Source organism: Streptomyces sp. NPDC050422 (genome assembly GCF_044458665.1).
Classification (GTDB): Bacteria; Actinomycetota; Actinomycetes; order Streptomycetales; family Streptomycetaceae; genus Streptomyces.
This window is the reverse complement of the sequence record NZ_JBITIE010000001.1, coordinates 635,284-660,762: the sequence shown is the minus strand read 5'-3', so window position 1 is coordinate 660,762 and position 25,479 is coordinate 635,284. Positions and strand designations below refer to the sequence as shown.

Genomic DNA, 25,479 nt, shown 5'->3' with positions numbered 1-25,479 from the left:
GACGGAGCGGAACCTTCCGCAATGTGCCGGTGTGCGCCGCGGTCATGCCGCCTGACGTACCGTCGGCGGATGCTGTGCATACGAGGAGTGGTGCTGCCGGAACGCGAGGAGCGTTCGTTCTGGGTCGACGGAGAGGTGCTCCGGGCCGGTGCGCCGCCGGGCGGTTTCGCGGGCCGGTACGCCGAGACGGTCGTGGACGGCGACTGGCTGCTGCCCGGGCTGGTCGACGTGCACACGCACCCGGGGTCCACGGAGCCGGGTACCCCCTTCGACGAGGACCTGCTGCGCGAGCAGTTGGGCGAACACCGGGACGCCGGAGTGCTCGCGGTGCGCACGCCGGGGACCGCCGGGCGGATGCCCGCGTGGGTGGACAGCGATCCGGACATGCCGCGGGTCACCTCAGCGGGGCAATGGCTGGCCACGCCCGGCAGGTTCTTCCCCGGATTCGGCCGGGACGTCACCGAGGACGGCCTCGTGCGGGCGGCGCTGGAGGAGGCGGCCGCCTCGTCCGGGTGGTGCAAGGTCATCGGCGACTGGCGCGCGGACGAACCCGCGCTGCCGCTCCCGCTGCTGACCGAGGTGGTGGCCGCCGTGCACGCGGCCGGCGGCAAGGTGGCGGTGCACTGCCAGACCGCCGAGGGCACCCGCAACGCGGTGCTGGCGGGCGCCGACAGCCTGGAGCACGGGATGCATCTGGATCCCGCGCTGCTGGACCGGATGGCCGCGCAGGGCACGGCGTTCGTGCCGACGCTGGGTGTGTTCGGCGCGAAGGCCGATGCCATGAGGGCGCGGGAGCCGAGCGCGGGCCGCGATCTGTGGGTGGCCGGCTGGGACACCCTGTTCGGCAACGTCCGGGCCGCGCACGAGGCGGGCGTCACGGTGCTGGCCGGCACCGACTCGTTCCCCTGCGGAACGGTCGCGGGCGAGGCGGCCTGGCTGGTGCGGGCCGGGCTGTCCGCCGAGGCGGCCCTCGGTGCGGCGTCCTGGACGGCGCGAAACTGGCTGGGGCTGCCCGGCCTGGTGGACGGCGCTCCGGCCGACCTCGTCGCGTACGCCACCGACCCGACCGCCGATCCGGCGGTGCTCGGTCACCCGAGCCGGATCATTCTGCGGGGACACGTGGTGCGCTGAGCGATGAGTCCGGGGCGCTCGGGCAGTCTGCACAGGTATGAACACGCAGACGAACTCGGCGCCCCTCCTCGACCTCCGACCCGCGGCCCGGCAGATCGCCGGGATGCTCGACGCCATCGACGACGCCCGGCTGACCGGCCCGACCCCCTGCCCCGACGTCACGGTGGGCGCGCTACTCGCCCACGTCGAAGGGCTGGCCGTGGCGTTCCGTGACGCCGCGCGCAAGGAGCTGGGAGCGACGACCGACACGGCGCCCTCGGTGGAGTCGGGGGTGCTGGCGGACGGGTGGCGCAGCACGATGCCCGTGGCACTCGACGAGATGGTCGCCGCCTGGCGCTCGCCCGACGCCTGGCAGGGCATGACCCGGGCGGGCAGCGTGGACCTGCCGGGCGAGGTGGCCGGCATGGTCGCGCTGAACGAGCTGGTGCTGCACGGCTGGGACCTGGCGAGGTCGACCGGGCAGCCGTACGGGGCCGAGGAGGCGCATCTGCGCAATACGCTGGCGCTGCTGGCCGACCTGGGCGACGACCCGCCGGCCGGCTCCCCGTTCGGCCCGCCGGTCCCGGTCGCGGACGACGCGCCCCTGCTGGACCGGGCGATCGCCCGGAGCGGCCGGCGCCCGGACTGGCAGCCGGAGAGCTGAGCCGGGGCCGCTGCCGCGCGTCAGCTGGTGAAGAACTCCGTGATCTGCTGGGCGACCTGGTCGGCGTGGACCTGGTGCACCCGGTGGCCACCGCCGAGGGTGATCAGATGACAGTCCGGGATCATCGTGGCCATGTCCTGCAGCCGCTCCTGCGGCATGGTGCTGGCAGGACCGCCGGCGAGCATGAGCGTCGGGGCGACGATCTCGCCGAGGCCCTCCTCCCACGCCGGGTCGGGGTCGGCCAGCTGGTTCCGTACGGCCGCGATCACGGCCTCGTCGTAGTCGACCGGCCCGTCGGGCCGCACGTCGGGGCCGGCCGTCCCCGGGAACGGCGGCGGGGTCTCCACCAGCACCAGCCGCTCCACCCGGTCCGCGTGCGTCTGGGCGAACAGATGGGCGACGACGCCGCCCATGCCGTGGCCGACCAGGCCGACCCGGTCGAGCTCGCACGCGTCGAGGAAGCCGAAGAGATCGTCGAGCATCAGCTCGAAGTCGTACTCCTCGGGCCAGTCGCTCTCCCCGTGACCCCGCAGGTCGAGGGCGTACACCCGCCATTCCTGACCGAGCAGACTCCCGGCCGCCTCCCAGCTCGCGGCACAATCGCCGAGGCCGTGCAGCAGCACGACGGGCGAGCCGAACGGGTCGCCCCAGGTCCGGTACGCCAGACGTACATCGCCGACATCCACAACAGACTGATCATCCATACCCATGACGCTACAGCCGAATGCGCGAAGATCATCCCCCCGGCCTGGCAGGCTGAAAAGGTGAAGCTCACCCCGCGTTCGCCGGTCGTCTCCCTCGCCGCTCTCGTCATGGCCCTCGCCATGCTGTCCGGCTGTACGGGGGCGGGGCCCGGCACCTCTTCCGGCAAGGGGGCCTCCGGTCCCGGGCTGGACGATCCGGCGAAGAAGGACATCGCCATGCAGCTGGTCTCCAGCGCGGAGAACTCGACACTGGAGTGGAAGAACCAGTACCGCTACATCGAGGACATCGGTGACGGCCGCGGCTACACGGCCGGCATCATCGGGTTCTGTTCCGGTACCGGCGACATGCTGAGCGTGGTCGAGCGGTACACGGAGGCCCGGCCGGGAAATCCGCTGGAGCGGTTCCTGCCCGCCCTGCGCGCGGTGAAGGGGACCGACGCGCACACGGGACTCGGGCGTCCGTTCACCGAGGCATGGGCCGATGCCGCCGGTGACGCGGCGTTCCGCTCGGCCCAGGACACCGAGCGGGACCGGTCGTACTTCGATCCCGCGGTCCGGCAGGCGAAGGAGGACGGGCTGGGCGCGCTGGGGCAGTTCGTCTACTACGACGCCTACGTGATGCACGGGGCCGGTGACGCGGACGGCACCACGGGATTCCGTACGATGCGCCGTCAGGCACTCGCCGAGGACCGGCCCCCCGCGGAGGGCGGCGACGAGGAGACGTATCTGGACGCCTTCCTCGACGCCCGGGTCGCGGCGATCCGCAAGGAGCCCTCGCACAGCGACACCAGCCGGGTCGAGACGGCCCAGCGGGTGTTCGTCCACGAGGGCAATTTCGATCTGGAGACACCGCTGCGGTGGAAGGTGTACGACGACAGCTACCGGATCAAGGGGCCGGACGGCTCGTAAACCCATGATCGACGGGCGCGCGAGGCGTTGGCCGCGCGAGCTGTGTGCGCCGGTGCGCACTGCATGTGACCTGCGCTTTCACTCACCCGGGACAGGCGTTTCCCACCCGTGTCCCGGTGGCCGTCCGGCCCGTTGACGCGAGCGGACGGTCCACGCGTCGTGGGCCGGATCACTGAGGAGCTTGCGACATGATGAAGAAGATTCTGCTGGCCGCGGCCATGCTGACCGCCGGTCTCGGACTGGCCGTCTCCCCCGCCGCCCAGGCCGCCCCGCGCGCGGTCGCGGCACACAGCGTGGAGGCCGCACCGGCCGCCGTCTGCACGGTCAACGACAACGGGGTGAACTTCCGCGGCGGGCCGGGGACGGACTACCCCGTACTGGGCCAGGTGAACCGGGGCCAGAACCTCAACTACCGTGGACAGCAGGGCAATTGGGTGATGGGTGACCTGTGGGGCGGCCCCACGGGCGTATGGATCCATGTGGCCTATCTGGACTGCTGACCCGCCACTCCCCCGCCCCGCACCCGGCGCCCACGGCTTCGGTGCGGGGCTTGCGCGCGTCCGGGCCGCGCCCAACTCACCCGTGTCGCAGGGGTGTACGACCGTCGCTCGACTCTGATAGGAAAGCTTCCTAACAGAACCATCGGAACGACGAACTCCCTTGGAGGACTGGTGCACGCTCCCCACAAGCGCACCGCACGTCGCAACAACCGATCCGTGCGCGTCGCCCTCGTCGCGCTCGGTCTGACCCTCACGGCGATCCCCGCCACCGCCTTCGCAGGCACCGCACCCGCCCCCACGGCGGTTCACCACCAGGAGGCAGCCGCGACCGGGCTCGACGATCCGGCGAAGAAGGACATCGCCATGCAGCTGGTCTCCAGCGCGGAGAACTCGACACTGGACTGGAAGGGCCAGTACCGCTACATCGAGGACATCGGTGACGGCCGCGGCTACACGGCCGGCATCATCGGATTCTGTTCCGGCACCGGCGACATGCTCGACCTGGTGGAGCTGTACACGGAGCGGGAGCCGGACAACGTCCTCGCGGAGTACCTGCCGGCCCTGCGCGACGTGGACGGCACCGACTCGCACGACGGCCTCGACCCCGGCTTCAGCGAGGCCTGGGAGACGGCTGCCGGCGATCCGGCGTTCCAGCAGGCCCAGAACGACGAGCGCGACCGGGTGTACTTCGATCCGGCGGTCAGCCGGGGCAAGAGCGACGGGCTGGGCACGCTCGGCCAGTTCGCGTACTACGACGCCATCGTGATGCACGGCGACGGCGGCGACAGCACGAGCTTCGGCTCCATCCGCGAGCGCGCTCTCGCGAAGGCGAAGCCGCCGGCCCAGGGCGGTGACGAGGTCACGTACCTCAACGCCTTCCTGGACGCGCGGGTGTGGGCCATGCAGCAGGAGGAGGCCCACTCGGACACCAGCCGGGTGGACACCGCCCAGCGGGTCTTCCTGGACGAGGGCAATCTGAACCTGGATCCGCCGCTCGACTGGAAGGTGTACGGCGACAGCTTCCACATCGGCTGACGCACACCCGTACCGGAAACGGTTGTGGCGCGTACGGCCGCCCTCGCAGGCACAGCCGTACGCGCCACATCGCCGTGACAGAACGTCAGTGCACGCCCACCGGCGCCGCGTTGACCGCTTCATGGTCCTCGGCATCCGTCTCGGGCCCGACGTCCGGCTTCCGGCCCAGGTGGTTGAAGGCCAGGTTGAGGACGATCGCCACGACGCACCCGGTCGAGATCCCCGAGTCGAGGACGACGAGCAGATCCTTCGGGAACGCGTGGTAGAACTCCGGCGCCGCGATCGGGATCAGCCCGATGCCCACGGCGGCCGCCACGATCAGCGCGTTCTCGCCCTTCTCCAGCGCGGCGGTGGCGAGCGTCTGGATGCCGCTCGCCGCGACCGAGCCGAAGAGCACGATCCCCGCGCCGCCCAGCACCGGCAGCGGAACCAGCGCGATGACGGAGGCGGCCACCGGGCACAGGCCGAGCAGGATGAGGATGCCGCCGCCGGCCGCGACGACGAAGCGGCTGCGGACCTTCGTCATCGCGACCAGCCCGATGTTCTGCGCGAAGGCGCTGCACATGAAGCCGTTGAACAGCGGGCTGATGGCGCTGCCCAGGGTGTCGGCGCGCAGTCCGCCCTCGATGGTCCGCTCGTCGGCCGGCCGGTCGACGATCTTGCCGAGGGCCAGCATGTCCGCGGTCGACTCGGTCATGCAGACCAGCATCACGATGCACATGGAGACGATCGCGGCGATCTCGAACTGCGGCGCCCCGAAGTGGAACGGGGTGGGGAAGCCGACGACATCGGCGTCCTTGATCGCGCCGAAGTCGGTGATGCCGACCGGGATGGCGATGAGTGTGCCGATGACGAGCCCGAGCAGGATCGCGATCTGCTGGAGGAAGCCGCGCAGCAGTTTCCTCAGGGCGAGGACGATCACCAGGGTGACCGCCGCCATCGTGATGTTGGTGGTGGAGCCGTAGTCGTCAGCCGTGGCGTTGCCGCCCTGGGACCAGTTGAAGGCGACCGGCAGCAGGGAGACACCGATCAGCGTGATGACGGTGCCGGTGACGACGGGCGGGAAGAAGCGGACCAGTTTGCAGAAATAGGGGGCGAGGACGAAGCCGAGGAGACTGGCGACGATGATCGCGCCGAAGATCACGGTGATGCCGTCGTGTCCGCGGTCCTTGCCGATCGCCACCATCGGCGTCACCCCGGCGAACGAGACGCCGTTGACGAACGGCAGCCGGGCGCCTATGCGCCAGAAACCGATCGTCTGGAGCAGGGTGGCTATGCCCGCGGTGAACAGGCTCGCCCCCATCAGGAAGGCGGTCTCCTTGGGGGTGAGGCCCACGGCGGGCCCCACGATCATGGGCGGGGCCACCACACCCGCGTACATCGCGGCCACGTGCTGCAGGCCGCTGGTGAACATCTTCAGCGGGGGGAGCGTCTCGTCGACCGGATGCTTCCGGTCGGACGGGGCCGTTGCCGGCTCACCGTCGGGGTCGGGGGCTGCACTTGCGTCGTTGCGAAACCTGGGCGTAGCTGCCACGGCGGTTCCTCCGGTCGGGTACACGTCTGCGGCGACGCGGGTATCAGGGAGGTGGTGCCGGAGCCGGTCCGGAAGACCGGGCCCCGTGTGGTGCGTTGATGCAGGTGGGGCAGGTCGTGCAGCTGGTGCGGCAGCTCGGTTCAGCGGTACGGGAGGCGCGTACGTATGGGTACGCGCCTCCCGTACCGGTTGCCGTGGGCCCCGCTCGGGTCCACGGCGGCCGGCCGAGGGCCGTCCCCCTCGGCCGGCCGGTATCGGGGTGCGCCGGGCCGTCAGGCTCCGGCGGCGATCTGTGCGAGGCGGCGGGCCTCGTCGCGGGTGGCGCGGGCGATGGCGTCCTCGTCCACGGTGGTCAGGCGGTTGGACTCGACGACCGGCTTGCCGTTGACGAGCGAGAGGGTGACGGGGGCGGCGGCGCCGAAGACGAGGGCGGTCACCGGGTCGGCGATGGAGGCGTGGGCGAGGGTGTCCAGCTTCCAGAGCACGAGGTCGGCGAGCTTGCCCGGCTCCAGCGAGCCGATCTGCTCCGCGCGGCCGAGGACCTGGGCGCCGCCGTACGTACCCAGGCGCAGCGCCTGACGGGCGTTCAGGGCGCGTTCGCGGTGCGGCCCGAGGCGGTTGATGAGGAGGGCGTTGCGCAGTTCGGTGTGGAGTTCGCCGGACTCGTTGGAGGCGGTGCCGTCGACGCCGAGACCGACCGGGACGCCCGCGGCGAGCATGTCCGGGACCCGGGCGATGCCTGCGGCGAGGCGGGCGTTGGAGGACGGGCAGTGGGCGACGCCGGTGCCGGTGCGGGCGAAGGCGGCGATGTCCGAGTCGTTCATGTGGACGCAGTGCGCCATCCACACGTCGGCGCCGAGCCAGCCGGTCGACTCGAAGTAGTCGGTCGGGCCCATGCCGAACAGCTCGTGGCAGAACTTCTCCTCCTCCACGGTCTCCGAACCGTGTGTGTGCAGCCTGACCCCGCGACGGCGGGCCAACTCGGCGCCCTGTCGCATCAGTTCGGTGGACACGGAGAACGGGGAGCAGGGTGCGACGGCGATCTGCGTCATCGCGCCGAAGGAGGTGTCGTGGTGGGCGTCGATGGTCGCCTCGGTGGCGGCCAGTGCGCCTTCGAGGGTCTCCACGGCGAAGTCCGGCGGCAGCCCGCCGTCCTTCTCGCTGCGGTCCATCGACCCGCGGGCGAGCGTGAACCGTACGCCCATGTCACGGGCGGCGCCGATGATCGCACCGGACAGGTCGCCGGAGCCCTTCGGGTAGACGTAGTGGTGGTCCATGGCGGTGGTGACGCCGCCGCGGGCCATCGTGGCGAGCGAGCCCTGCGCGGCGGTGCGGGCCATCGGCTCGTCGATGCGCGCCCAGGTCGGGTACAGCGCGACCAGCCACTCGAAGAGGTTGTGGTCGGTGGCCAGACCGCGGGTGATCCACTGGTAGAAGTGGTGGTGCGTGTTGATCAGACCGGGCGTGACGAGGTGCCCGGTGCCGTCGATGCGGCGTACGACGTTCTCCAGGCCCTCGGGGGCCCGGCCGGCACCGACGGACTCGATGCGGTTGCCGGCGACGACGACATGGCCCGAGGCGTACTCGGTGTCGTCGGCGTCGACGGTCGCGATCGAACAGTTCTCGATGACGATGCGTTCCACTCGGTCGGCTGCCGGTGCTGCCATGGTGCTTCCTTCTCTCATCAGCGATGCGGGCACGGCAGGACCCTAGGAGGATTTGAGTGCCACGGCCGTGCGGCCGTGGGTGCCGAGATGGTGGAAGAACAGGTTGAGCAGGACCGCGGCAAGCGCTCCGGCGCTGATGCCGGAGCCCAGGACGGTCTGCGCCCAGGACGGGAATCCCGCGTAGAAGCCGGGCGCGGCGAGCGGGATGATGCCCGCGCCGAGCGCCACGGCGACCAGGATGATGTTGGAGCTGTCGTCGAGTCCGGCCTCGGAGAGCGTACGGATGCCGCTGACGGCGATGGAGCCGAACAGGACGATGCCTGCGCCGCCGAGCACGGGCATGGGGACGAGCGAGACGACCGCGCCGAGGACCGGGAAGAACCCGAGAATCAGCAGGGCGCCGCCGGCGGCCGCGACGACGTACCGGCTGCGCACCTTCGTCAGCGACACCACACCCACGTTCTGTGCGAAGGCACTGGTGGGGAATCCGCCGAAGACCGGGCCCACGAGGGTGGCGATGCCGTCGGTGCGCAGTCCGCGGGTGATGGTCCGCCCGTCGGTGCGCCGGTCGCAGATCTCGCCGAGCGCGAGCATTCCGGCGGACGACTCGGTCATCAGGACGAGCATCACGATGCAGAGGGAGAGGATCGCGGCGGGATGGAACTCAGGCGCTCCGAAGGCGAAGGGGGTGGGCAGGGCGGCGACGGGCGCGGACCCGATCGCCGAGAAGTCGGCGAGCCCGAACGGAACCGCGGCGAGCGTGCCGACCAACAGGCCGACGAGCAGGGCCACTTGTTTGAGGAAGCCGCGGCCAAAGCGCTGGACGACCAGGATGACGACGAGGGTGAAGGCAGCCAGGGCGAGGTACTTCATGGCACCGAAGTCGGCGGCCGTCTTGTCGCCTCCCTGGGCCCAGGAGACCGGGACCGGCATCAGGGTGACACCGATGAGGGTGATGACGACGCCGGTGACGAGCGGCGGGAAGAAGCGCAGCAGTCTGCCGAAGAACGGGCCGACGGCCAGACAGAAAACCCCGGCGATGAGCACCGCCCCGTAGATCGCGGGCAGTTGGTGTCCGGGGGCGGTGGTCTCGGCGATGGCGAGCATCGGGGCGATGCCGGCCGAGGAGCCCGCGTTGACGAACGGCAGCCGGTTTCCGGCGAAGCCGGCGATGCCGAGCGTCTGGAGGAGGGTGGCACAGCCGGCGATCAGGAGGCTCGCCGCGATCAGCCGGGTCATGCCCGCCGGGTCGAGACCGACGGCCTGTCCGATGATGAGCGGTGGGGTGACGACACCCGCGTACATGGCGGCGATGTGCTGGAGCGCGGCGGGGACGAGCCGCGACGGGGCAGGCTTCTCGTCCACCGGATGGACCGGGCCCCGAGGCGGGGTGGGACATGGGCCTTCTGCTTCTACGGGCCCAAGTGCAGGCTGTGCCATGGGAGTTCCCTCCGGCCCGGCCGGCCCCCGTCCGCTGTGGACGGACGGGAACCGGCGCGGCACCGCGTCAGAGGTTGGTCATGTCGACCGGGATCTGCGGCTCGACGCCGTCCCGCAGCACGGTGGCCTCGATGAGCCCGTACGGACGGTCGGCCGCGAAGTAGACCTCATTGTCGTTCTTGAGGCCGAACGGCTCCAGGTCCACCAGGAAGTGGTGGTTGTTCGGCAGCGAGAACCGGATCTCGTCGATCTCGCTGCGGCTGTTGATGATGCGCGAACCCATCTGGTACAGCGTCTGCTGGAGCGAGAGGGAGTACGTCTCGGCGAAGGCCTGGAGCATGTGCTTGCGCGCCTGCTCGTAGGACTTCTCCCAGTTCGGCATCCGCTGCTCGTTCTCGGTCCAGTTGTACCGCCAGCGGGCGGAGACGTCGGTGGCCAGGATGCGGTCGTACGCCTCCTTGAGCGTCGTGTACTTGTCCTTGACGTAGCCCCAGAACTCGGAGTTGGTCGAGTTCAGCACCGTGAGGTCCTTGAGCCCGGAGATGACCTGCCACTTGTCACCGTCGAACGTGATCTGGGTGGTGCGGATCTCCTGGTTCTTGCGGACGAAGGAGTGCTTGACCTCGTCGGAACCGATGAACTGCGAGTTGCCGTCGGAGGTGGCGATGCGCTCCCAGGCGTACTCCTCGATCCGGATCCGCGCGACCTTGATCGGCTCCTGCGACGTCACGAAGTGACGGGCGAGGTGGATGCCGAACTGTTCGGCGGACTCGATGCCGTGCTCCTTGGCGAAGGCGAACACCGTGTTCTTGGTGGTGTCCGTGGGCAGCACGTTGGCGTTGGAGCCGGAGTAGTGCACGTCGTCCATGTCGCCGGAGAGGGCGACCGAGACGTTCAGGTCCTTGATGTGGTGGGTGTCGCCGTCCCGCGTGATCTTGACGACGCGGTTCTCTGCTTTGCCGTACTGGTTCTGGCCGAGAATCGTGGGCATGTGTCTGCTAGCTCCCTCGGTATACGGAGTAGCCGAACGGGTTGAGCAGCAGCGGTACGTGATAGTGCTCGCCCGGGGTGACGGCGAACGTGATCGCCACCTCCGGGAAGAACGCGCCGCTGTCCCTTACGCGGGGGGCGTCCTGCTGCGCCTCGGCTTGCTTCTGGGCTGTGAAGTACGGTTCGGTCTCGAAGTCGAGCCGTACGTGGGTGGTGCCTTCCGGCAGGGCCGGCAGGTCCTTGCAGCGCCCGTCCGCATCGGTCGCGGATCCGCCGAGCGCCACCCACCGCGCGTCGCTGCCCGAGCGGGCGGCGAGCGTGATGGTGACGGCTGCGGCGGGGCGGCCGATGCTGGTGTCCAGGATGTGGGTGGACACCGATGCGGTGGCGAAGGTGCTCAAGACCTTCACTCTCCTTCTTCTGCGAGCTCTTACGAGCCTTCCGTGACGAGACGGGTGAGGCGGATGCGGTTGATCTTGCCCAGTTCGGTGCGCACGATGGCGCGCTCCTGCTCGGGCGTGTTCCCGGTCCGGGACTTCACCGCGTCGCGCATCTGCTCACCGGTTGCTCCGGTGGCGCAGATCAGGAAGACATGTCCGAACCGCTCCTGGTAGGCCAGGTTGAGTGCGAGCATCTCGGCCTTGAGCTCCTCGGTGGCGCCGGCCATCCCCTGCTGTTCGCGGGAGGAGGTCGGGTCCCCGGGCTTCGGGCGGCCGATCGGCGGGTGACCGGCCATGGCCTCGGCCAGGTCCTCCGCGCCCAGTGCCGCCGTGGCGGTGTCGCTCGCGGAGAACAGGGCTTCGGCGGTGGCGTACGGGCGACGGGAGAGGATCGCTCTTCCCCAGGCCGCGCTGGCACAGACCTCGTGCAGCGCGGTGACCGCCTCGTCGTCCGCCAGGGTGTTGAACCGGGCGAGGCCCGGTGTGGAGCTCGAAGTCACGGGAGCCTCCGTGGCTGTTTTTCGCTGTGCGTTGGTCGGGCTGCGGATAGCTAACGCCCTCCACAACACCACGTCAACACTTTGTTGAAATTCCGTTCATGTAAAAAGCCGTCGCCCGATGATCCGGACGACGACCCGCACGTTCATGTGCCGTTCACATCTGCTTGACGACTCAACTAGTCACCCTTGGAGGCGTTTTCCCTGTTGAGGTAGTTGTAGACGGTGAAACGGCTGACGCCCAGCGCCCCCGCCACCGTCTCGACGCCGTGCCGCACCGAGAAGGCACCGCGTGCCTCCAGGGTCCGCACCGCCTCCTGCTTGGTCCGGCGGTCCAGTTCCGCGAGCGGCTTGCCGTACCGGCGTTCCATCGCGGCCAGGATGTGGTCCAGCGAGTCGGAGAGCTGCGGCAGCCGGACGGCTATGACGTCCTGGCCCTCCCAGGCCAGGACGACGTCGTCGGCCTGCGCCTGCTCGGGCCCGAGCAGCTCGGCACCCATGGCGTCGACGAGCGGCTTGACGGCGGCGACGAGGGGGTGGTCCGCGGGCCCGGTCACTTCGGGTCCTCCCCGATGACGTTGACCTGCAGGGAGACCCGGGTGGCACCGGATGCCAGGGCCTGGCGCAGCAGGGAGTCCACCGCGGTGAGCACCTCGTCGGCGCCGCCCTCCGCCGTGTTGCCGAAGGGGCCGACGTCGACCGCGTCCAGTTCCGCTGCCTGGATGACCTCGCGGGCCACGACCGCGTGGGCCGGCGCCTCGTCGAGATCGAACGGCTCGGTGGTGAACTCCACTCTCAAGCGCACTGTGCCTCCCACATGTGTCGCACCGCGTCCGGGGCGACCCGCGGCTCGGGCACGACCCTAACCCGCGCCGGGTCTACACCGGCAGCACACAGACCGCCGCCGGGGCCGCGAACGGGACCCCGGCCCGGCTCAGGGCCCCGGTGGCCGCGTCGACCCGGAAGGACGTGACCGTGCCGGACCGCTGGTTGGCGGCGAACAGGAGGGCCCCGTCCGGGGAGAAGGCGGTGTGCCGGGGGAAATCGCCGCCCACGGGCACGGTGTCGAGCAGTCGCAGGGTGGCTCCGCCGTCCCCGACGGCGTACCGGGTGAGGCTGTTGTGGCCCCGGTTGGCGAGGTAGGCGAAGCGGCCGTCGGCGGTGACCAGGAGCTGGGCGGGGTAGCTGGTGCCCTCGCCCGTACCGGTGGGCTGCGGGGCGCCCGGGGTCAGGGCCCCGGTGGCGGGGTCGTAGCCGCAGACGACGACCGTGTTGTCGAGCTCGCACGCCAGGTAGGCGTGGCGGCCGCCCGGATGGAAGGTGAGGTGGCGCGGTCCTGCTCCGGGGCGCAGTGCGGCGTACGAGAGCTGCGTCAGGGTGCCGCGCTCCTCGTCGAGCCGGTAGGTATACACGGTGTCGTTGCCCAGGTCGACGGCGAGGACGTGGCCGCCGCCGGGGGCGGTGACGATCTGGTGGGCATGGGGCCCGTCCTGGCCCGGTCCGGGTGCGGGCGCGGTGTGGGCGACCAGTTCCGTGCGCTCCCCCACCGATCCGTCGGCGGCCAGGGGGTGCACCGCGACGCTGCCGGAGGCGTAGTTGGCGCTGAGCAGCCACCGCCCGCCCGGGTGGACCGAGAGGTGACAGGGGCCGGCGCCGCCGGTGGACCGCGTCCCCAGTACCCGGAAGGCGCCGCCCGCGAGGGCGATGGCCGTGACGCCGCCGTTCTCTTGCTCGTCGACGGCGTAGAGCGTGCGGCCGGTGGGGTGCAGGGCGAGGTAGGACGGGTTCTCGACGCCGGTGACGACGGTGCGGGAGGTGACGCCGCCGGTCGCCGCGTCGTACGAGGCGACGCCGACGCCGGTGCCGCCCGGGGTGGTCGAGGTGTACGTGCCCAGGAAGAGCGTCCCGGTCCGGTGCGCCCCCGGCCTCATGGGGTGCGGCGGCCGCGCGCCGGGGCGGCGTTCGCCGCGGGGAAGCGCGGGGGCGGCGGCGAGGGCACCGCCCGTCAGGAGTGCGCCGAGGACGGCGCGGCGGCTGGTGGGCGATGTCATGCGAGGCACCTCGTGGGGTCGGTGGCGTCGGATGTGTCAGCCACAGTGGCCTGCCCCGGCGGCCCGCACAAGAGACGCACCGGCCATGGCGCGGGGCGCCGGCGCGGCGGGCGGTAACGGGCCCGCGACCGGCCGAATTCCGGGCACCCCCTTGACAGCCCGCCCACCTCCCGGGCAATCTTCCGTTAAGCAGAAACTAACTTCCGCAATACGGAAGGAGCGCCGAAACCCTCATGGGCTACCCGGACCAGCGCTTCGATGTGAACCTTTCGATCCTCTTCACGGAACTCCCGCTCCTGGAGCGACCCGCGGCAGCCGCCGCGGCCGGCTTCACGGCGGTCGAGCTGTGGTGGCCGTGGATCGAGACCCCCACCCCTCCGCAAGCCGAACTCGACGCGCTGAAGAAGGCGCTCGACGAGGCGGGCACCCAACTGGTGGGGCTGAACTTCTACGCCGGACAGCTGCCCGGACCCGACCGCGGCGCGCTCTCCGTGCCCGGCACGGAGTCGGACCGCTTCCGGGCCAACATCGAGGTGGCGGCAGACTTCGCCGCCTCGGTCGGCTGCAAGGCCCTCAACGCGCTCTACGGCAACCGGGTCGACGGCGTCGACCCGGCCGCGCAGGACGAACTCGCCCTGGAGAACCTGGTCGTCGCCGCCCGCGCGGCCGACCGGATCGGGGCGGTCCTGCTGATCGAGACCCTGAACAAGCCGGAGTCGCCGCGCTACCCGCTGGTGAGCGCACCGGCCGGGATCGAGGTCGTGGACCGCGTCAACGCGGCGACGGGCCTCGGCAACGCGAAGTTCCTGCTGGACCTGTACCACCTGTCGATGAACGGCGAGGACCTCAGCCAGGTCATCACCGCGTACGCCGACCGGACCGGTCACGTCCAGATCGCGGACAACCCGGGGCGCGGCGCGCCCGGCACCGGCTCGCTCCCGCTGGAGCAGCTCCTCGACGAGCTGACGAAGGCCGGCTACGACGGCTGGGTCGGCCTGGAGTACAAGCCGGGCGACCGGGCGAGCGCCGAGTCCTTCGAGTGGCTCCCGGCCACCGCGCGGGCCGCCCGCCCATAGCGGCGGACTCCCCCTCGTACACACGCTTATCGGAAGGCACCCTCATGAGCAACAACCTCCCCAAGGTTGCGTGGATCGGGCTCGGCATCATGGGTTCGCCCATGTCCGAGAACCTGATCAAGGCCGGATACGACGTCACCGGCTACACCCTGGAGCAGGACAAGGTCGACCGGCTGGCCGCGGCCGGCGGCACCGGCGCCTCCTCGATCGCCGAGGCGGTCAGGGACGCGGACGTGGTCGTCACGATGGTGCCCGCCTCCCCGCAGGTCGAGGCGATCGCGTACGGCCCCGAGGGCATCCTGGAGAACGCGAAGCGCGGCGCGCTCCTGGTCGACATGTCCTCGATCACCCCGCAGACCTCGGTGGACCTGGCGAAGAACGCCGCCGAGAAGGGCATCCGGGTCCTGGACGCCCCCGTCTCCGGCGGCGAGGCCGGCGCCATCGAGGCCGTCCTGTCCATCATGGTCGGCGGCGAGCAGGCCGACTTCGACGCCGCGAAGCCGGTACTCGACGCCCTGGGCAAGACCATCGTGCTCTGCGGTCCGCACGGCTCCGGGCAGACGGTGAAGGCGGCCAACCAGCTGATCGTCGCGGTCAACATCCAGGCCTGCGCCGAGGCCGTCGTCTTCCTGGAGAAGTCCGGGGTCGACCTCGCCGCCGCACTGGACGTCCTGAACGGCGGACTGGCCGGGTCGACCGTGCTGACCCGCAAGAAGGACAACTTCCTGAACCGGGACTTCGCTCCGGGATTCCGGATCGACCTGCACCACAAGGACATGGGCATCGTCACGGACGCCGCCCGCAACGTCGGTGCCGCGCTGCCGGTCGGCGGCGTGGTCGCCCAGCTCGTCGCCTCGCTGCGCGCGCAGGGCGACGGCGGCCTGGACCACTCGGCGCTGTTGCGCTCGGTGGAGCGCCTGTCCGGTCAGCCCGTCCAGGCCTGACCGACGCGGCCGGGCCCCGCTAGGGTCTGTCGTCACACTGCCGTCGTCGCCCGAAGGGCGGCCGTGCGGCGTCAGGCGCGTGCTCTCGGCGTGCCGGCGCCAGGCCCCTGTACTGGACGTACCGGGGTCCGGGGCCGGTACGGCGAGAGAGTGCGTGCATGGCGTCGCGCGGCAGGCGGGACTTTCGAAACACGCCCTAGGGGCCCGGCCGGCACCACCCCCGCCGGGTGCGTACCCCCGGCCCACAGACTTCCGGACGGCGTCGACGCTGACACCTGTCCTGTCGCGCCCAGGCGCCGGCACCGTCCGGAACACCTCTCCACCATGAATTTCAACAAACTGTTGACGTCGGGTTCGGGGCGTACTTACGCTCCTGGAGCCCCTGGGCCCCCAGGCCGTCGCAGTTCAGCAGCTCCCGTACGGAAGGTCGCCCCGACACCATGACGCAGCGCGTGCTTACGACCGAGTCCGGCGCCCCGGTCGCCGACAACCAGAACTCCGCCACCGCCGGCGCCGGCGGCCCGATCCTGCTCCAGGACGGTCACCTCCTGGAGAAGCTCGCCCGCTTCAACCGGGAGCGCATCCCGGAGCGCGTGGTGCACGCCCGGGGCTCCGGCGCGTACGGCTACTTCGAGGTCACCGACGACGTCACCGGTTTCACCCGCGCCGACTTCCTCTCCGAGGTGGGCCGCCGCACCGAGACGTTCATCCGGTTCTCGACGGTCGCCGACTCGCTGGGCGGCGCGGACGCGGTGCGTGACCCGCGCGGCTTCGCGCTCAAGTTCTATACGGACGAGGGCAATTACGACCTCGTCGGCAACAACACCCCGGTGTTCTTCATCAAGGACCCGATCAAGTTCCCCGACTTCATCCACTCGCAGAAGCGCGACCCGTTCACGGGCCGTCAGGAGGCGGAGAACGTCTGGGACTTCTGGGCGCACGCCCCGGAGGCGACGCATCAGGTCACCTGGCTGATGGGCGACCGCGGCATCCCGGCCTCGTACCGCCACATGAACGGCTACGGCTCGCACACCTACCAGTGGACGAACGCGGCGGGCGAGGCCTTCTACGTCAAGTACCACTTCAAGACCAACCAGGGCGTGCGCTCGCTCTCGGCCGACCAGGCCGCGGAGCTCGTCGGCAAGGACGCCAACTCCCACCAGACGGACCTGCTCCAGGCCATCGAGCGCGGCGTGAACCCGTCCTGGACCCTGCACGTGCAGGTGATGCCGGCCGCCGAGGCCGCGGACTACCGGTTCAACCCGTTCGACGTGACCAAGGTGTGGCCGCACAGCGACTACCCGCTCCAGCGGGTGGGCCGGCTGGTCCTGGACCGCAACCCGGACAACGTCTTCGCCGAGGTGGAGCAGGCCGCGTTCTCCCCCAACAACTTCGTGCCCGGCATCGGTCCCTCCCCGGACAAGATGCTCCAGGGCCGGCTGTTCGCCTACGCGGACGCGCACCGCTACCGGCTGGGCGTCAACCACACCCACCTGCCGGTGAACGCTCCGCGCACAGCGGTCGTCGACAACTACGGCCGCGACGGGATGCACGCCACGCGCAACGGGGCCCGGCACGACAAGAACTACGAGCCCAACTCGCACGCGGGCCCCGCCCAGACGGACGCGGCGCACTCCGCCCCGCTGGCCGTCCACGGCTGGACCGGCACGCACGAGGCGCCTGCCCACACGAAGGACGACGACTTCTTCCAGGCGGGCGAGCTGTACCGGCTGATGTCGGACGACGAGAAGGGCCGGCTGATCGCCAACATCGCGGGGGGCCTCTCGCAGGTCACGCGCGACGACGTGATCGAGAAGAACCTTGCCCACTTCCACGCCGCGGATGCCGAGTACGGCAAGCGCGTGGAGGAGGCCGTCCGCGCCCTGCGCGAGGACTGAGCCTCCCCCAGTGCCCTGCTCGCGTCGCCGCGCCCGCCCGGATGAGGGGTTGCGCGGAGCGCGGGCAGGAGGGGGTGTCTGGCGGATACCCCCGGGGCCGCGGCGGTGGTGCGATGCCAGTGCGGTGGTGCGGGTGGCGGTCCGGTCTCCTGACCTGAAGGAGCTTGGGCCCGCCGCCTCCTCGCCCCCGCCGCGGCCCCTGTTCTTTCCCTTCAGCCAGGGCGTGAAGTACGGATTACGGTCCCGTGCTCCACGCCCTTTCGCGTGCGGGTCCACGGGGTGAACGGTTCCGTCCTCAATCGCCGGACGGGCTCGGTTTGCCCTGGGCCAGGCCCTCGCGGCTTCAGGGCCCCGCCCTGACGGTTTCCGTCCTCAATCGCCGGACGGGCTTGGGTTGCATCGCCGAACGCGCCGGGTTGCAACGCCGGACGGGCTTGGGTTGCAACGCCGAACGCGCCGGGTTGCAACGCCGGACGGGCTTGGGTTGCAACGCCGAACGCGCCGGATTGCAACGCTGGACGCGCCGGGTTGCGCCGCTGGACGCGCCGGGTTGCGCCGCGGACGCGCGGAAGAATCACTGCGGACATCGCGTGACACCACCGCGAACTCGCGCCTCATCACCGCGAACCTCGCGCCTCATCACCGCGGACGGCCGGCAAAATCAAGCCCGTCCGGCGATTGAGGACGTCTTTTCAGCCCGTCCGGCGATTGAGGACGTCTTTTCAGCCCGTCCGGCGATTGAGGACGTCTTTTCAGCCCGTCCGGCGATTGAGGACACGCCGCCGCCCCGTCGGGCGGCAACACTGCGGCCCCCGACCCCCGTTGAACGGGGAGGCGGGGGCCGCAGGCCCGACGGGTCAGGCAGACGCGAACGGGCGGATCGCCGTCGGCGCGTGGCCCGGTTCCGTCGCGACGTCCTCGAACTCGTTGACCGACGCGATATCCGTACCGCTCATCGCGATGTTCGTGACCCGCTCCAGGATCGCCTCCACGACCACCGGCACCCGGAACTCCGCCGCCAGCTTCTTCGCCTCCTCGAAGGCCGGCAGCAACTGATCCGGCTCGGTGACCCGGATCGCCTTGCAGCCCAGGCCCTCGACGACCTTGACGTGGTCCACGCCGTAGGCGCCCAGCTCAGGGGAGTTGAGGTTCTCGAACTCCAGGTTGACCTGGAAGTCGATGTCGAAGTTGCGCTGCGCCTGGCGGATCAGCCCCAGGTAGGAGTTGTTCACCAGGACGTGCACGTACGGGATGCGGTGCTGCGCGCCGACCGCGAGCTCCTCCAGCATGAACTGGAAGTCGTAGTCGCCGGAGAGCGCGACGACGGAACCCTCGGGATCGGCCGTCGCGACGCCCAGCGCGGCCGGGATCGTCCAGCCGAGCGGGCCCGCCTGGCCGCAGTTGATCCAGTGGCGCGGCCGGTAGACGTGCAGCATCTGCGCGCCCGCGATCTGGGAGAGGCCGATCGTGGTGACGTACCGGGTCTCGGGGCCGAACGCCCGGTTCATCTCCTCGTACACGCGCTGCGGCTTCAGCGGCACGTTGTCGAAGTGTGTGCGCCGCTGGAGCGTCGCCTTGCGCTCCTGCGTGGCGGCGGCCCACTGCGAGCGGTCCTTCAGCCCGCCTGCCGCCTTCAGTTCGCGCGCCACCTCGACGAACAGCTCCAGGGCCGCCTTGGCGTCGGAGGCGATGCCGAGGTCGGGGGCGAAGATCCTGCCCAGCTGGGTGGGCTCGATGTCGACGTGGACGAACGTGCGGCCCTTGGTGTAGACGTCCAGCTTGCCGGTGTGCCGGTTGGCCCAGCGGTTGCCGATGCCGAGGACGAAGTCGGACTCCAGGAAGTTCGCGTTGCCGTAGCGGTGCGAGGTCTGGAGGCCGACCATGCCCGCGTTGAGCTCGTGGTCGTCGGCGAGGATGCCCCAGCCCATCAGGGTGGGGACGACCGGGACTCCGGTCAGTTCGGCGAACTCCACCAGGAGTTCACAGGCGTCGGCGTTGATGATGCCGCCGCCCGCGACGATCAGCGGGCGCTCGGAGGCGTTCAGCATCTCCAGGGCGCGCTCGATCTGCTTGCGGCTCGCGGCGGGCTTGTGCACCGGCAGCGGCTCGTACAGATCGGGGTCGAACTCGATCTCGGTGAGCTGCACGTCGATCGGCAGGTCGATGAGGACCGGGCCGGGCCGGCCGGTGCGCATCAGGTGGAACGCCTGCTGGAAGACGCCCGGGACCTGCGCGGCCTCCAGGACGGTCGTGGCGGCCTTGGTGACCGGGCCGGCGATCGACGCGATGTCGACCGCCTGGAAGTCCTCCTTGTGGAGCACCGCGGTCGGGGCCTGGCCGGTGATGCACAGGATCGGGATCGAGTCCGCGATGGCGGAGTAGAGACCGGTGATCATGTCGGTGCCGGCCGGTCCCGACGTGCCGATGCAGACGCCGATGTTCCCCGGGCGGGCCCGGGTGTAGCCCTCCGCCATGTGGGAGGCGCCTTCGACGTGGCGGGCGAGCGTGTGATGAACCCCGCCGGAGGCCTTGAGGGCCGCGTAGAAGGGGTTGATCGCCGCGCCCGGCACACCGAACGCGTTGCTGACGCCTTCGCGCTTGAGGATCTCAACTGCCGCTCGGGCAGCGGTCATTCGAGGCATTGAGTGCTCCTGGCTCGGACCTGGGTGGAGTCGGGCTCTGTCGCGCCACCTGAGAGCACCAATTCCGCATTACGGAAGTTTGATTCTGCTATACGGAAGCAAATCTAAAGCGCGCCCGGACAACCGTCAAGAGAGGCGGCCCCGGGCGCCACAAGCGCGGACGGGGCCGGCGAAGTACCCCAAGTCCCTCTCGGCGACCTCGCTCTTGGTGGAGCATGGAGGTACGGAGCGGAGCGGGCCCGGAATCCGGGCGCATGGTGGTCGGCCGTAGTGGGGAGTCCGAGGGTGGAATCAGTGCCGGTACGGTGCCCGGCCTGCCGCCGCGACCACGCGTACCTGACTCCCGTCTATCCGTGCCCGTGCGGCGCACCGACCGCCCCGCCCCTGCTGCGCGGCGCCCCCGTCACGCCGATCACCCACCGCACCTGGAACGACGACTGGGTGACCGTGCGCTGCCGGGGGTGCGGCCGGCACGACCAGTGGCCGCAGCCGGAGCTCTGCTGCCCGTGCGGGGCCGTGCTGCGGATTCCGGTCCGTCCGGTGGCGGCGCCGGGCCGCGCGGGCGGCTCGTCCTCCCGGTCCGTGCGGCCGTCGCACATACCGCTGCCGCGTACGGCCGCGGCCCCGCGGCCGCCCTTCCGGCCGCTGACGATCCGTACCGCGCGCGACGCGGTCGGCGCCGCCGCGCTGTACCTGAAGTGGCTGGGCTACCGCGATGTCGCGCAGCCCGCCGAACGCCCGGCGTCCCGGATCGATCTGCGGGCGGCCGGGCTGATCGCCCAGGTCGACTCCACCACCCGGCCGACCACGCTCCGCGACGTCGAATGCCTCTGGCTCAACGCGCTGAGCACGTCGGTGACGAGCGTGTTCTTCTCGCTGGCGGGGTACGCGCCGGATGCCCGGGAGCGGGCGGACGGGCTCGGCATCCCCCTGTTCGTCATGGACCTCACCGGCACCCCGCAACCGGTGAACAGCCCGGCGGACGAACTGCTCAGCACCGGCGCCTGAGCCCGATACCGCATGACCCGGAGCGACGTCGCGCCATACTTGAGCATGCGCATCCGCCCCGCCCGCCGCTCGGATCTCCCGCTCCTCCAGGACATCGAGCGCGCCGCAGGCGAACCCTTCCGTACCCTCGGCATGTCCTGCGTGGCCGACGACGACCCCCCGCCCCTGGAACTGCTGGACGGCTACCGCGAGGCCGGCCGCGCCTGGGTGACCGCGGGAACCGACGACCGGCCACTCGGCTATCTGATCGCCGACCCGGTCGACGGCGCCGCCCACATCGAACAGGTCTCCGTCCACCCGTCGGCCGCCCGGCACGGGCTGGGCAGCGCCCTCATCGACCACGCCGCCGACTGGGCCGCGACGGAGCGGCTGAACGCACTTACCCTGACCACGTTCTCCCACGTCCCGTGGAACGCGCCGTACTACGCCCGGCTCGGCTTCCGCGTCCTGACGGAATCCGGCCTCACGGACGGGCTGCGAAAGATTCGCGCCGAGGAGGCGGAACACGGCCTCGACCGGTGGCCGCGGGTCTGCATGAGGCGCGACGTGCCGCACCTCACAGAAACCGTCCGGCCACAGTGAGTGCTATCGGTCACGTTCGAGCCAGGGGCCACAGATGTTCGGTCCGTTGTCAGTGGCGGGCCCTAGAGTGGGGCGCATGGTCTTAACTCCACGACTCTCTCCACCCGCGACACCTGCGAGATCCGCGAGATCCGCGATCTCGGCAACGCCCGCGACACCCGCCTCATCCGTGTCATCCACGACTCCGTCGCACAGCACCTTTCCCGCACAGCCGGCCCACCCCGCCGCCGTCGAGGCGAACGAGGCGATCCGCGCGCTCGTGGACGCGCGCGCCGGCCAGGACTGGTCCCCCGTGGAGTCCGCGGCCTACGAGGTGCTCCTGATCGAGTGGGCGGCCGCGACGCAGGGCACCGCGGGCGACATCATCGAAGCCGCCTGACGGAGCCCCGGCGCACGTCCGCACCGCTCACCGGCCGTAGTTCTCCCGCAGTTCGATCTTCCGGACCTTCCCGCTGACCGTCATCGGGAAGGTCTCCATGATCTGGAGCAGGCGCGGGACCTTGTAGTGCGCCAACTGCTCGTGGCAGAAGTCCCTGACCTCCTCCATGCTCGGCGGATCGGCCGGGTCCGAGGGGATGACGCAGGCCAGGATCTCCTCGCCGTACCGCTCGTCCGCCACCCCCACCACCTGCACGTCGGCGATCTTCGGGTGCCGGTAGAGGAACTCCTCGACCTCCCGCGGATACACGTTCTCGCCACCCCGGATGATCACGTCCTTGATCCGGCCGACGATCTGTACGTAGCCGTCCTCACGCATCACCGCGAGGTCCCCGGTGTGCATCCAGCGCCCCGCGTCGATCGCCTCGGCGGTCCGCTCGGGCTGCTCCCAGTAGCCGAGCATCACGCTGTAGCCACGGGTGCAGAGTTCGCCCGACGCACCGCGCTCCAGCGTCACACCCGTCGTCGGGTCGACGACCTTGACCTCGATGTGCGGCATCACGCGGCCGACCGTGCCGGTGCGGCGCTCCAGGTCGTCGTCGCGGCGGGTCTGGGTGGAGACCGGGGAGGTCTCCGTCATTCCGTAACAGATGGACACCTCGGCCATGTGCATCTCGGCGACGACCCGCTTCATCACCTCCACCGGGCAGGGGGATCCGGCCATGATGCCGGTGCGCAGCGAGGAGAGGTCGTACGAGGCGAAGGCGGGGAGGTTCAGCTCCGCGATGAACATGGTGGGGACGCCGTACAGCGAGGTGCAGCGCTCCTGTTCCACTGCGGCGAGGACGGCGGCCGGCTCGAAGGCGGGGACCGGGATCACGATGCAGGCGCCGTGCGAGGTGATGCCGAGGTTGCCCATCACCATGCCGAAGCAGTGGTAGAACGGCACCGGCAGACATACCCGGTCCTGTTCGGTGTAGGCGACCAGCTCCCCGACGAAGTAGCCGTTGTTGAGGATGTTGTGGTGGGAGAGGGTGGCTCCCTTGGGGAAGCCGGTCGTGCCGGAGGTGTACTGGATGTTGATCGGGTCGTCGCAGGACAACGCGGCCTCGCGGGTGGCCAGTTGTTCCGCGGTCACCGCTCCGGAGACGGCGAGCAGGTCGTCCCAGGAGGGGTCGCCGATGTAGTGCACGGCGCGCAGGGCGGGGCAGTCGGCCCGGACCTCGTCGACCAGCGCCCGGTAGTCGCTGGTGCGGTGCGCGAGCGAGGCGACCAGGAGGGAGACCCCGGACTGCTTCAGCACGTACGCCAGCTCGTGCGCGCGGTAGGCGGGATTGATGTTGACCATGACGGCGCCGATGCGCGCGGTCGCGTACTGGACGAGCACCCACTCCGGGCAGTTGACGGCCCAGATCCCGACCCGGTCCCCCTTGCCCACGCCCGAGGCCATGAGCGCCCGGGCCAGTTCGTCGACGGCCGCGCCGAACTCGGCGTAGGTCCAGCGCCGCCCGGACGGTGCGTCGACGAGCGCCTCCCGGCCGGAGTACGCCTGGACCGCCCGGTCGAGGTTGCGCCCGATGGTGTCGCCGAGCAGGGGGGTCGTGCCGGTGCCGTGGGCGTAGGACGGTTCGGTCATGTCAGGTCCCCCTCGCTGTACTCGGTTCCGGTGCCCTGGGCGGTGCGCTCGCGCAGTTCGATGCGGCGGATCTTGCCCGAGACGGTCTTGGGAAGCTCCGCGAACTCCAGCCGGCGGACCCGCTTGTACGGGGCGAGTACGGCCCGGGAGTGAGCGAAGAGCGCCTTGGCGGTGTCCGGTCCGGGCTCCCAGCCCTCGGCGAGCACGATGTACGCCTTCGGGACGGACAGCCGCACCGGGTCGGGGGCCGGCACGACAGCGGCCTCGGCGACGGCCTCGTGCTCCAGCAGGGCGCTCTCCAGCTCGAACGGGGAGATCTTGTAGTCGGAGGCCTTGAAGACGTCGTCGGCGCGGCCGACGTAGGTGAGGTAGCCGTCGGCGTCGCGGGAGCCGATGTCGCCGGTGCGGTAGTAGCCGCCCGCCATGGCCTCGGCGGTGCGGTCCGGGTCGCCGTGGTAGCCGGTCATCAGGCCGACCGGGTGGCCCGAGAGGTCGAGCGAGATCTCGCCCTCGACGGCGCCGGGTTCACCGCTGACCGGATCGAGGAGAACGACCTTGAAGCCGGGACTCGGGCGTCCCATCGAACCGGCCTTCAGGACCTGGCCGGGGGTGTTGGCGACCTGGACGGCGGTCTCGGTCTGGCCGAAGCCGTCGCGGATCGTGACACCCCACGCCCTGCGGACCGTCTCGATGACCTCGGGGTTCAGCGGTTCGCCCGCCGCGACGACCTCGCGCGGCGGGGTCTTCAGCTGGGAGAGGTCGGCCTGGATGAGCATGCGCCAGACGGTGGGCGGGGCGCAGAAGCTGGTGACGCCGGAGCGGTCCATCTCGGCCATCAGCCGGCCGGCGTCGAAGCGGGTGTAGTTGAAGATGAAGACGGTCGCCTCGGCGCTCCACGGGGCGAAGAGGTTGGACCAGGCGTGCTTGGCCCAGCCGGGCGAGGAGATGTTGAGGTGGACGTCTCCGGGCTTGAGCCCGATCCAGTACATCGTCGACAAGTGGCCGACGGGGTAGGAGACATGGGTGTGCTCGACGAGCTTGGGGCTGGCGGTGGTGCCGGAGGTGAAGTAGAGCATCAGCGGTTCGTCGGCGTCGGTCTCGCGGTCCGCCGTGAACGTCTCCGGCTGCTCGTCGGCCCCGGTGTAGGAGATCCAGCCGTCGGTTTCGGCGCCGACGGAGATCCTGGTGTAGTCGCCGGGCACCTCGTCGAACTTGGCGGTGTCGGCGTCCCGGACCAGGACGTGCCGGACCCGGCCGCGCTCGACCCGGTCACGCAGGTCGACGGGGCCCAGCAGCGGCGTCGCGGGGATGACGACCGCGCGCAGCTTCATCGCGGCGAGCGCGGTCTCCCAGAGCTCGGTCTGGTTGCCGAGCATGACGAGGATGCGGTCGCCCTCCCGTACCCCCTGGGCGCGGAGCCAGTTCGCGGCCTGGTTGGAGCGGGCGGACATCCGGGCGAAGGACATCTCGGTGCGCCGGCCGTCCTCCTCCACGATGTGCAGGGCGGTGCGGTCGTTGTCCCGGGCGATGACGTCGAACCAGTCGAGCGCCCAGTTGAAGTGGTCGCTGCGGGGCCAGCGGAAGCCCTCGTAGGCCGCGGTGTAGTCCTCGCGGTGCCGCAGCAGAAAGTCCCGGGCGGCCCGGAACGTCTCCGTCGCGCTGGATGCCGACATGTGCCCTCCTCATTGCGGACCGGACCGGTCACCGTCGTGGGCCGGTCGTTTAACATCATGTAAACAGTGACCCAGGTCTCACCACCCCCGAACGGGGGTGA

At 70.6% G+C, this 25,479-nt stretch carries 24 protein-coding genes; 11 read left to right on the top strand and 13 right to left on the bottom strand.

Going from position 1 to position 25,479, the window contains the following annotated elements:
- The first annotated feature begins 69 nt into the window (after positions 1-69).
- Positions 70-1,131: an amidohydrolase family protein gene (locus ACIBJG_RS02845; RefSeq protein ID WP_399303212.1), complete on the top strand. Its 1,062-nt coding sequence runs from the start codon at positions 70-72 to the stop codon at positions 1,129-1,131.
- A gap of 37 nt (positions 1,132-1,168) precedes the next feature.
- Complete coding sequence (locus ACIBJG_RS02840; protein WP_399303210.1) at positions 1,169-1,774, top strand: TIGR03086 family metal-binding protein; 606 nt, start codon at positions 1,169-1,171, stop codon at positions 1,772-1,774.
- Positions 1,775-1,794: 20 nt separating this feature from the next.
- Here the strand turns inward: ACIBJG_RS02840 and ACIBJG_RS02835 are convergent, their stop codons facing one another.
- Positions 1,795-2,478 carry an alpha/beta fold hydrolase gene (locus ACIBJG_RS02835; RefSeq protein WP_399303208.1) on the bottom strand — a complete coding sequence of 228 codons (684 nt, stop codon included), beginning with the start codon at positions 2,476-2,478 and terminating at the stop codon, positions 1,795-1,797.
- 60 nt (positions 2,479-2,538) lie between these two features.
- Here ACIBJG_RS02835 and ACIBJG_RS02830 point away from each other — a divergent pair, with 60 nt between their 5' ends.
- The 3 genes from ACIBJG_RS02830 (at position 2,539) to ACIBJG_RS02820 (ending at position 4,922) form a co-directional block, all read left to right on the top strand.
- Complete coding sequence (locus ACIBJG_RS02830) at positions 2,539-3,387, top strand: chitosanase (protein ID WP_399303206.1); 849 nt, start codon at positions 2,539-2,541, stop codon at positions 3,385-3,387.
- 188 nt (positions 3,388-3,575) lie between these two features.
- Positions 3,576-3,887 (top strand): SH3 domain-containing protein, encoded by a 312-nt coding sequence (locus tag ACIBJG_RS02825; RefSeq protein WP_399303204.1) that lies wholly within the window; start codon positions 3,576-3,578, stop codon positions 3,885-3,887.
- Between the two features lie 171 nt (positions 3,888-4,058).
- A complete protein-coding gene (locus ACIBJG_RS02820) occupies positions 4,059-4,922 on the top strand; it encodes a chitosanase (protein WP_399303202.1) in 864 nt (287 codons plus the stop codon).
- Between the two features lie 85 nt (positions 4,923-5,007).
- On the opposite strand, the gene ACIBJG_RS02815 is transcribed toward ACIBJG_RS02820, so the two are convergent.
- The 9 genes from ACIBJG_RS02815 to ACIBJG_RS02775 all read right to left on the bottom strand — a co-directional run bounded on the left by ACIBJG_RS02815 (position 5,008) and on the right by ACIBJG_RS02775 (position 13,541).
- Positions 5,008-6,456, bottom strand: a complete 1,449-nt coding sequence (locus ACIBJG_RS02815) for a nucleobase:cation symporter-2 family protein (protein ID WP_399303199.1) — start codon at positions 6,454-6,456, stop codon at positions 5,008-5,010.
- A 272-nt stretch (positions 6,457-6,728) separates the two neighbouring features.
- Entirely contained in the window at positions 6,729-8,123 is a 1,395-nt protein-coding gene (locus tag ACIBJG_RS02810; protein ID WP_399303197.1) for an 8-oxoguanine deaminase, read from the bottom strand.
- A gap of 42 nt (positions 8,124-8,165) precedes the next feature.
- The gene (locus ACIBJG_RS02805; protein ID WP_399303195.1) at positions 8,166-9,563 is read right to left on the bottom strand and encodes a nucleobase:cation symporter-2 family protein; all 1,398 of its coding nucleotides are present in this window, start codon (positions 9,561-9,563) and stop codon (positions 8,166-8,168) included.
- Between the two features lie 67 nt (positions 9,564-9,630).
- Positions 9,631-10,554, bottom strand: a complete 924-nt coding sequence (pucL, locus tag ACIBJG_RS02800; RefSeq protein ID WP_399303193.1) for a factor-independent urate hydroxylase — start codon at positions 10,552-10,554, stop codon at positions 9,631-9,633.
- Between the two features lie 7 nt (positions 10,555-10,561).
- Complete coding sequence (gene uraH, locus ACIBJG_RS02795; RefSeq protein WP_399303191.1) at positions 10,562-10,954, bottom strand: hydroxyisourate hydrolase; 393 nt, start codon at positions 10,952-10,954, stop codon at positions 10,562-10,564.
- A 29-nt stretch (positions 10,955-10,983) separates the two neighbouring features.
- On the bottom strand, positions 10,984-11,493 hold the full coding sequence (gene uraD / locus ACIBJG_RS02790) for a 2-oxo-4-hydroxy-4-carboxy-5-ureidoimidazoline decarboxylase (RefSeq protein ID WP_399303188.1): 510 nt from the start codon (positions 11,491-11,493) through the stop codon (positions 10,984-10,986).
- Positions 11,494-11,669: 176 nt separating this feature from the next.
- Complete coding sequence (locus ACIBJG_RS02785) at positions 11,670-12,047, bottom strand: helix-turn-helix domain-containing protein (protein ID WP_399303186.1); 378 nt, start codon at positions 12,045-12,047, stop codon at positions 11,670-11,672.
- A complete protein-coding gene (locus ACIBJG_RS02780) occupies positions 12,044-12,283 on the bottom strand; it encodes a hypothetical protein (protein WP_399303184.1) in 240 nt (79 codons plus the stop codon). The genes ACIBJG_RS02785 and ACIBJG_RS02780 overlap by 4 nt, the downstream gene beginning before the upstream one ends.
- An 85-nt stretch (positions 12,284-12,368) precedes the next feature.
- Positions 12,369-13,541: a lactonase family protein gene (locus tag ACIBJG_RS02775; protein WP_399303182.1), complete on the bottom strand. Its 1,173-nt coding sequence runs from the start codon at positions 13,539-13,541 to the stop codon at positions 12,369-12,371.
- A 233-nt stretch (positions 13,542-13,774) separates the two neighbouring features.
- Here ACIBJG_RS02775 and ACIBJG_RS02770 point away from each other — a divergent pair, with 233 nt between their 5' ends.
- The 3 genes from ACIBJG_RS02770 to ACIBJG_RS02760 all read left to right on the top strand — a co-directional run bounded on the left by ACIBJG_RS02770 (position 13,775) and on the right by ACIBJG_RS02760 (position 17,459).
- On the top strand, positions 13,775-14,617 hold the full coding sequence (locus tag ACIBJG_RS02770; RefSeq protein ID WP_399303180.1) for a TIM barrel protein: 843 nt from the start codon (positions 13,775-13,777) through the stop codon (positions 14,615-14,617).
- A 44-nt stretch (positions 14,618-14,661) separates the two neighbouring features.
- Entirely contained in the window at positions 14,662-15,561 is a 900-nt protein-coding gene (locus tag ACIBJG_RS02765) for a 2-hydroxy-3-oxopropionate reductase (protein ID WP_399303178.1), read from the top strand.
- Positions 15,562-16,001: 440 nt separating this feature from the next.
- Positions 16,002-17,459 carry a catalase gene (locus ACIBJG_RS02760; protein WP_399303176.1) on the top strand — a complete coding sequence of 486 codons (1,458 nt, stop codon included), beginning with the start codon at positions 16,002-16,004 and terminating at the stop codon, positions 17,457-17,459.
- A gap of 857 nt (positions 17,460-18,316) precedes the next feature.
- On the opposite strand, the gene gcl is transcribed toward ACIBJG_RS02760, so the two are convergent.
- The gene (gene gcl / locus ACIBJG_RS02755) at positions 18,317-20,092 is read right to left on the bottom strand and encodes a glyoxylate carboligase (RefSeq protein ID WP_399303174.1); all 1,776 of its coding nucleotides are present in this window, start codon (positions 20,090-20,092) and stop codon (positions 18,317-18,319) included.
- 294 nt (positions 20,093-20,386) lie between these two features.
- Between gcl and ACIBJG_RS02750 the strand changes: the two genes are divergently transcribed.
- The 3 genes from ACIBJG_RS02750 to ACIBJG_RS02740 all read left to right on the top strand — a co-directional run bounded on the left by ACIBJG_RS02750 (position 20,387) and on the right by ACIBJG_RS02740 (position 22,070).
- Positions 20,387-21,109 carry a hypothetical protein gene (locus ACIBJG_RS02750; RefSeq protein WP_399303172.1) on the top strand — a complete coding sequence of 241 codons (723 nt, stop codon included), beginning with the start codon at positions 20,387-20,389 and terminating at the stop codon, positions 21,107-21,109.
- Between the two features lie 45 nt (positions 21,110-21,154).
- Complete coding sequence (locus ACIBJG_RS02745) at positions 21,155-21,691, top strand: GNAT family N-acetyltransferase (protein WP_399303170.1); 537 nt, start codon at positions 21,155-21,157, stop codon at positions 21,689-21,691.
- 169 nt (positions 21,692-21,860) lie between these two features.
- Positions 21,861-22,070, top strand: coding sequence for a hypothetical protein (locus ACIBJG_RS02740; protein ID WP_399303168.1), 210 nt, complete (start codon positions 21,861-21,863; stop codon positions 22,068-22,070).
- Positions 22,071-22,097: 27 nt separating this feature from the next.
- On the opposite strand, the gene ACIBJG_RS02735 is transcribed toward ACIBJG_RS02740, so the two are convergent.
- Entirely contained in the window at positions 22,098-23,705 is a 1,608-nt protein-coding gene (locus ACIBJG_RS02735; protein ID WP_399303166.1) for an AMP-binding protein, read from the bottom strand.
- The gene (locus ACIBJG_RS02730; protein WP_399303164.1) at positions 23,702-25,378 is read right to left on the bottom strand and encodes an AMP-binding protein; all 1,677 of its coding nucleotides are present in this window, start codon (positions 25,376-25,378) and stop codon (positions 23,702-23,704) included. Before ACIBJG_RS02730 ends, ACIBJG_RS02735 begins: the two co-directional genes overlap by 4 nt.
- Positions 25,379-25,479 lie beyond the last annotated feature (101 nt).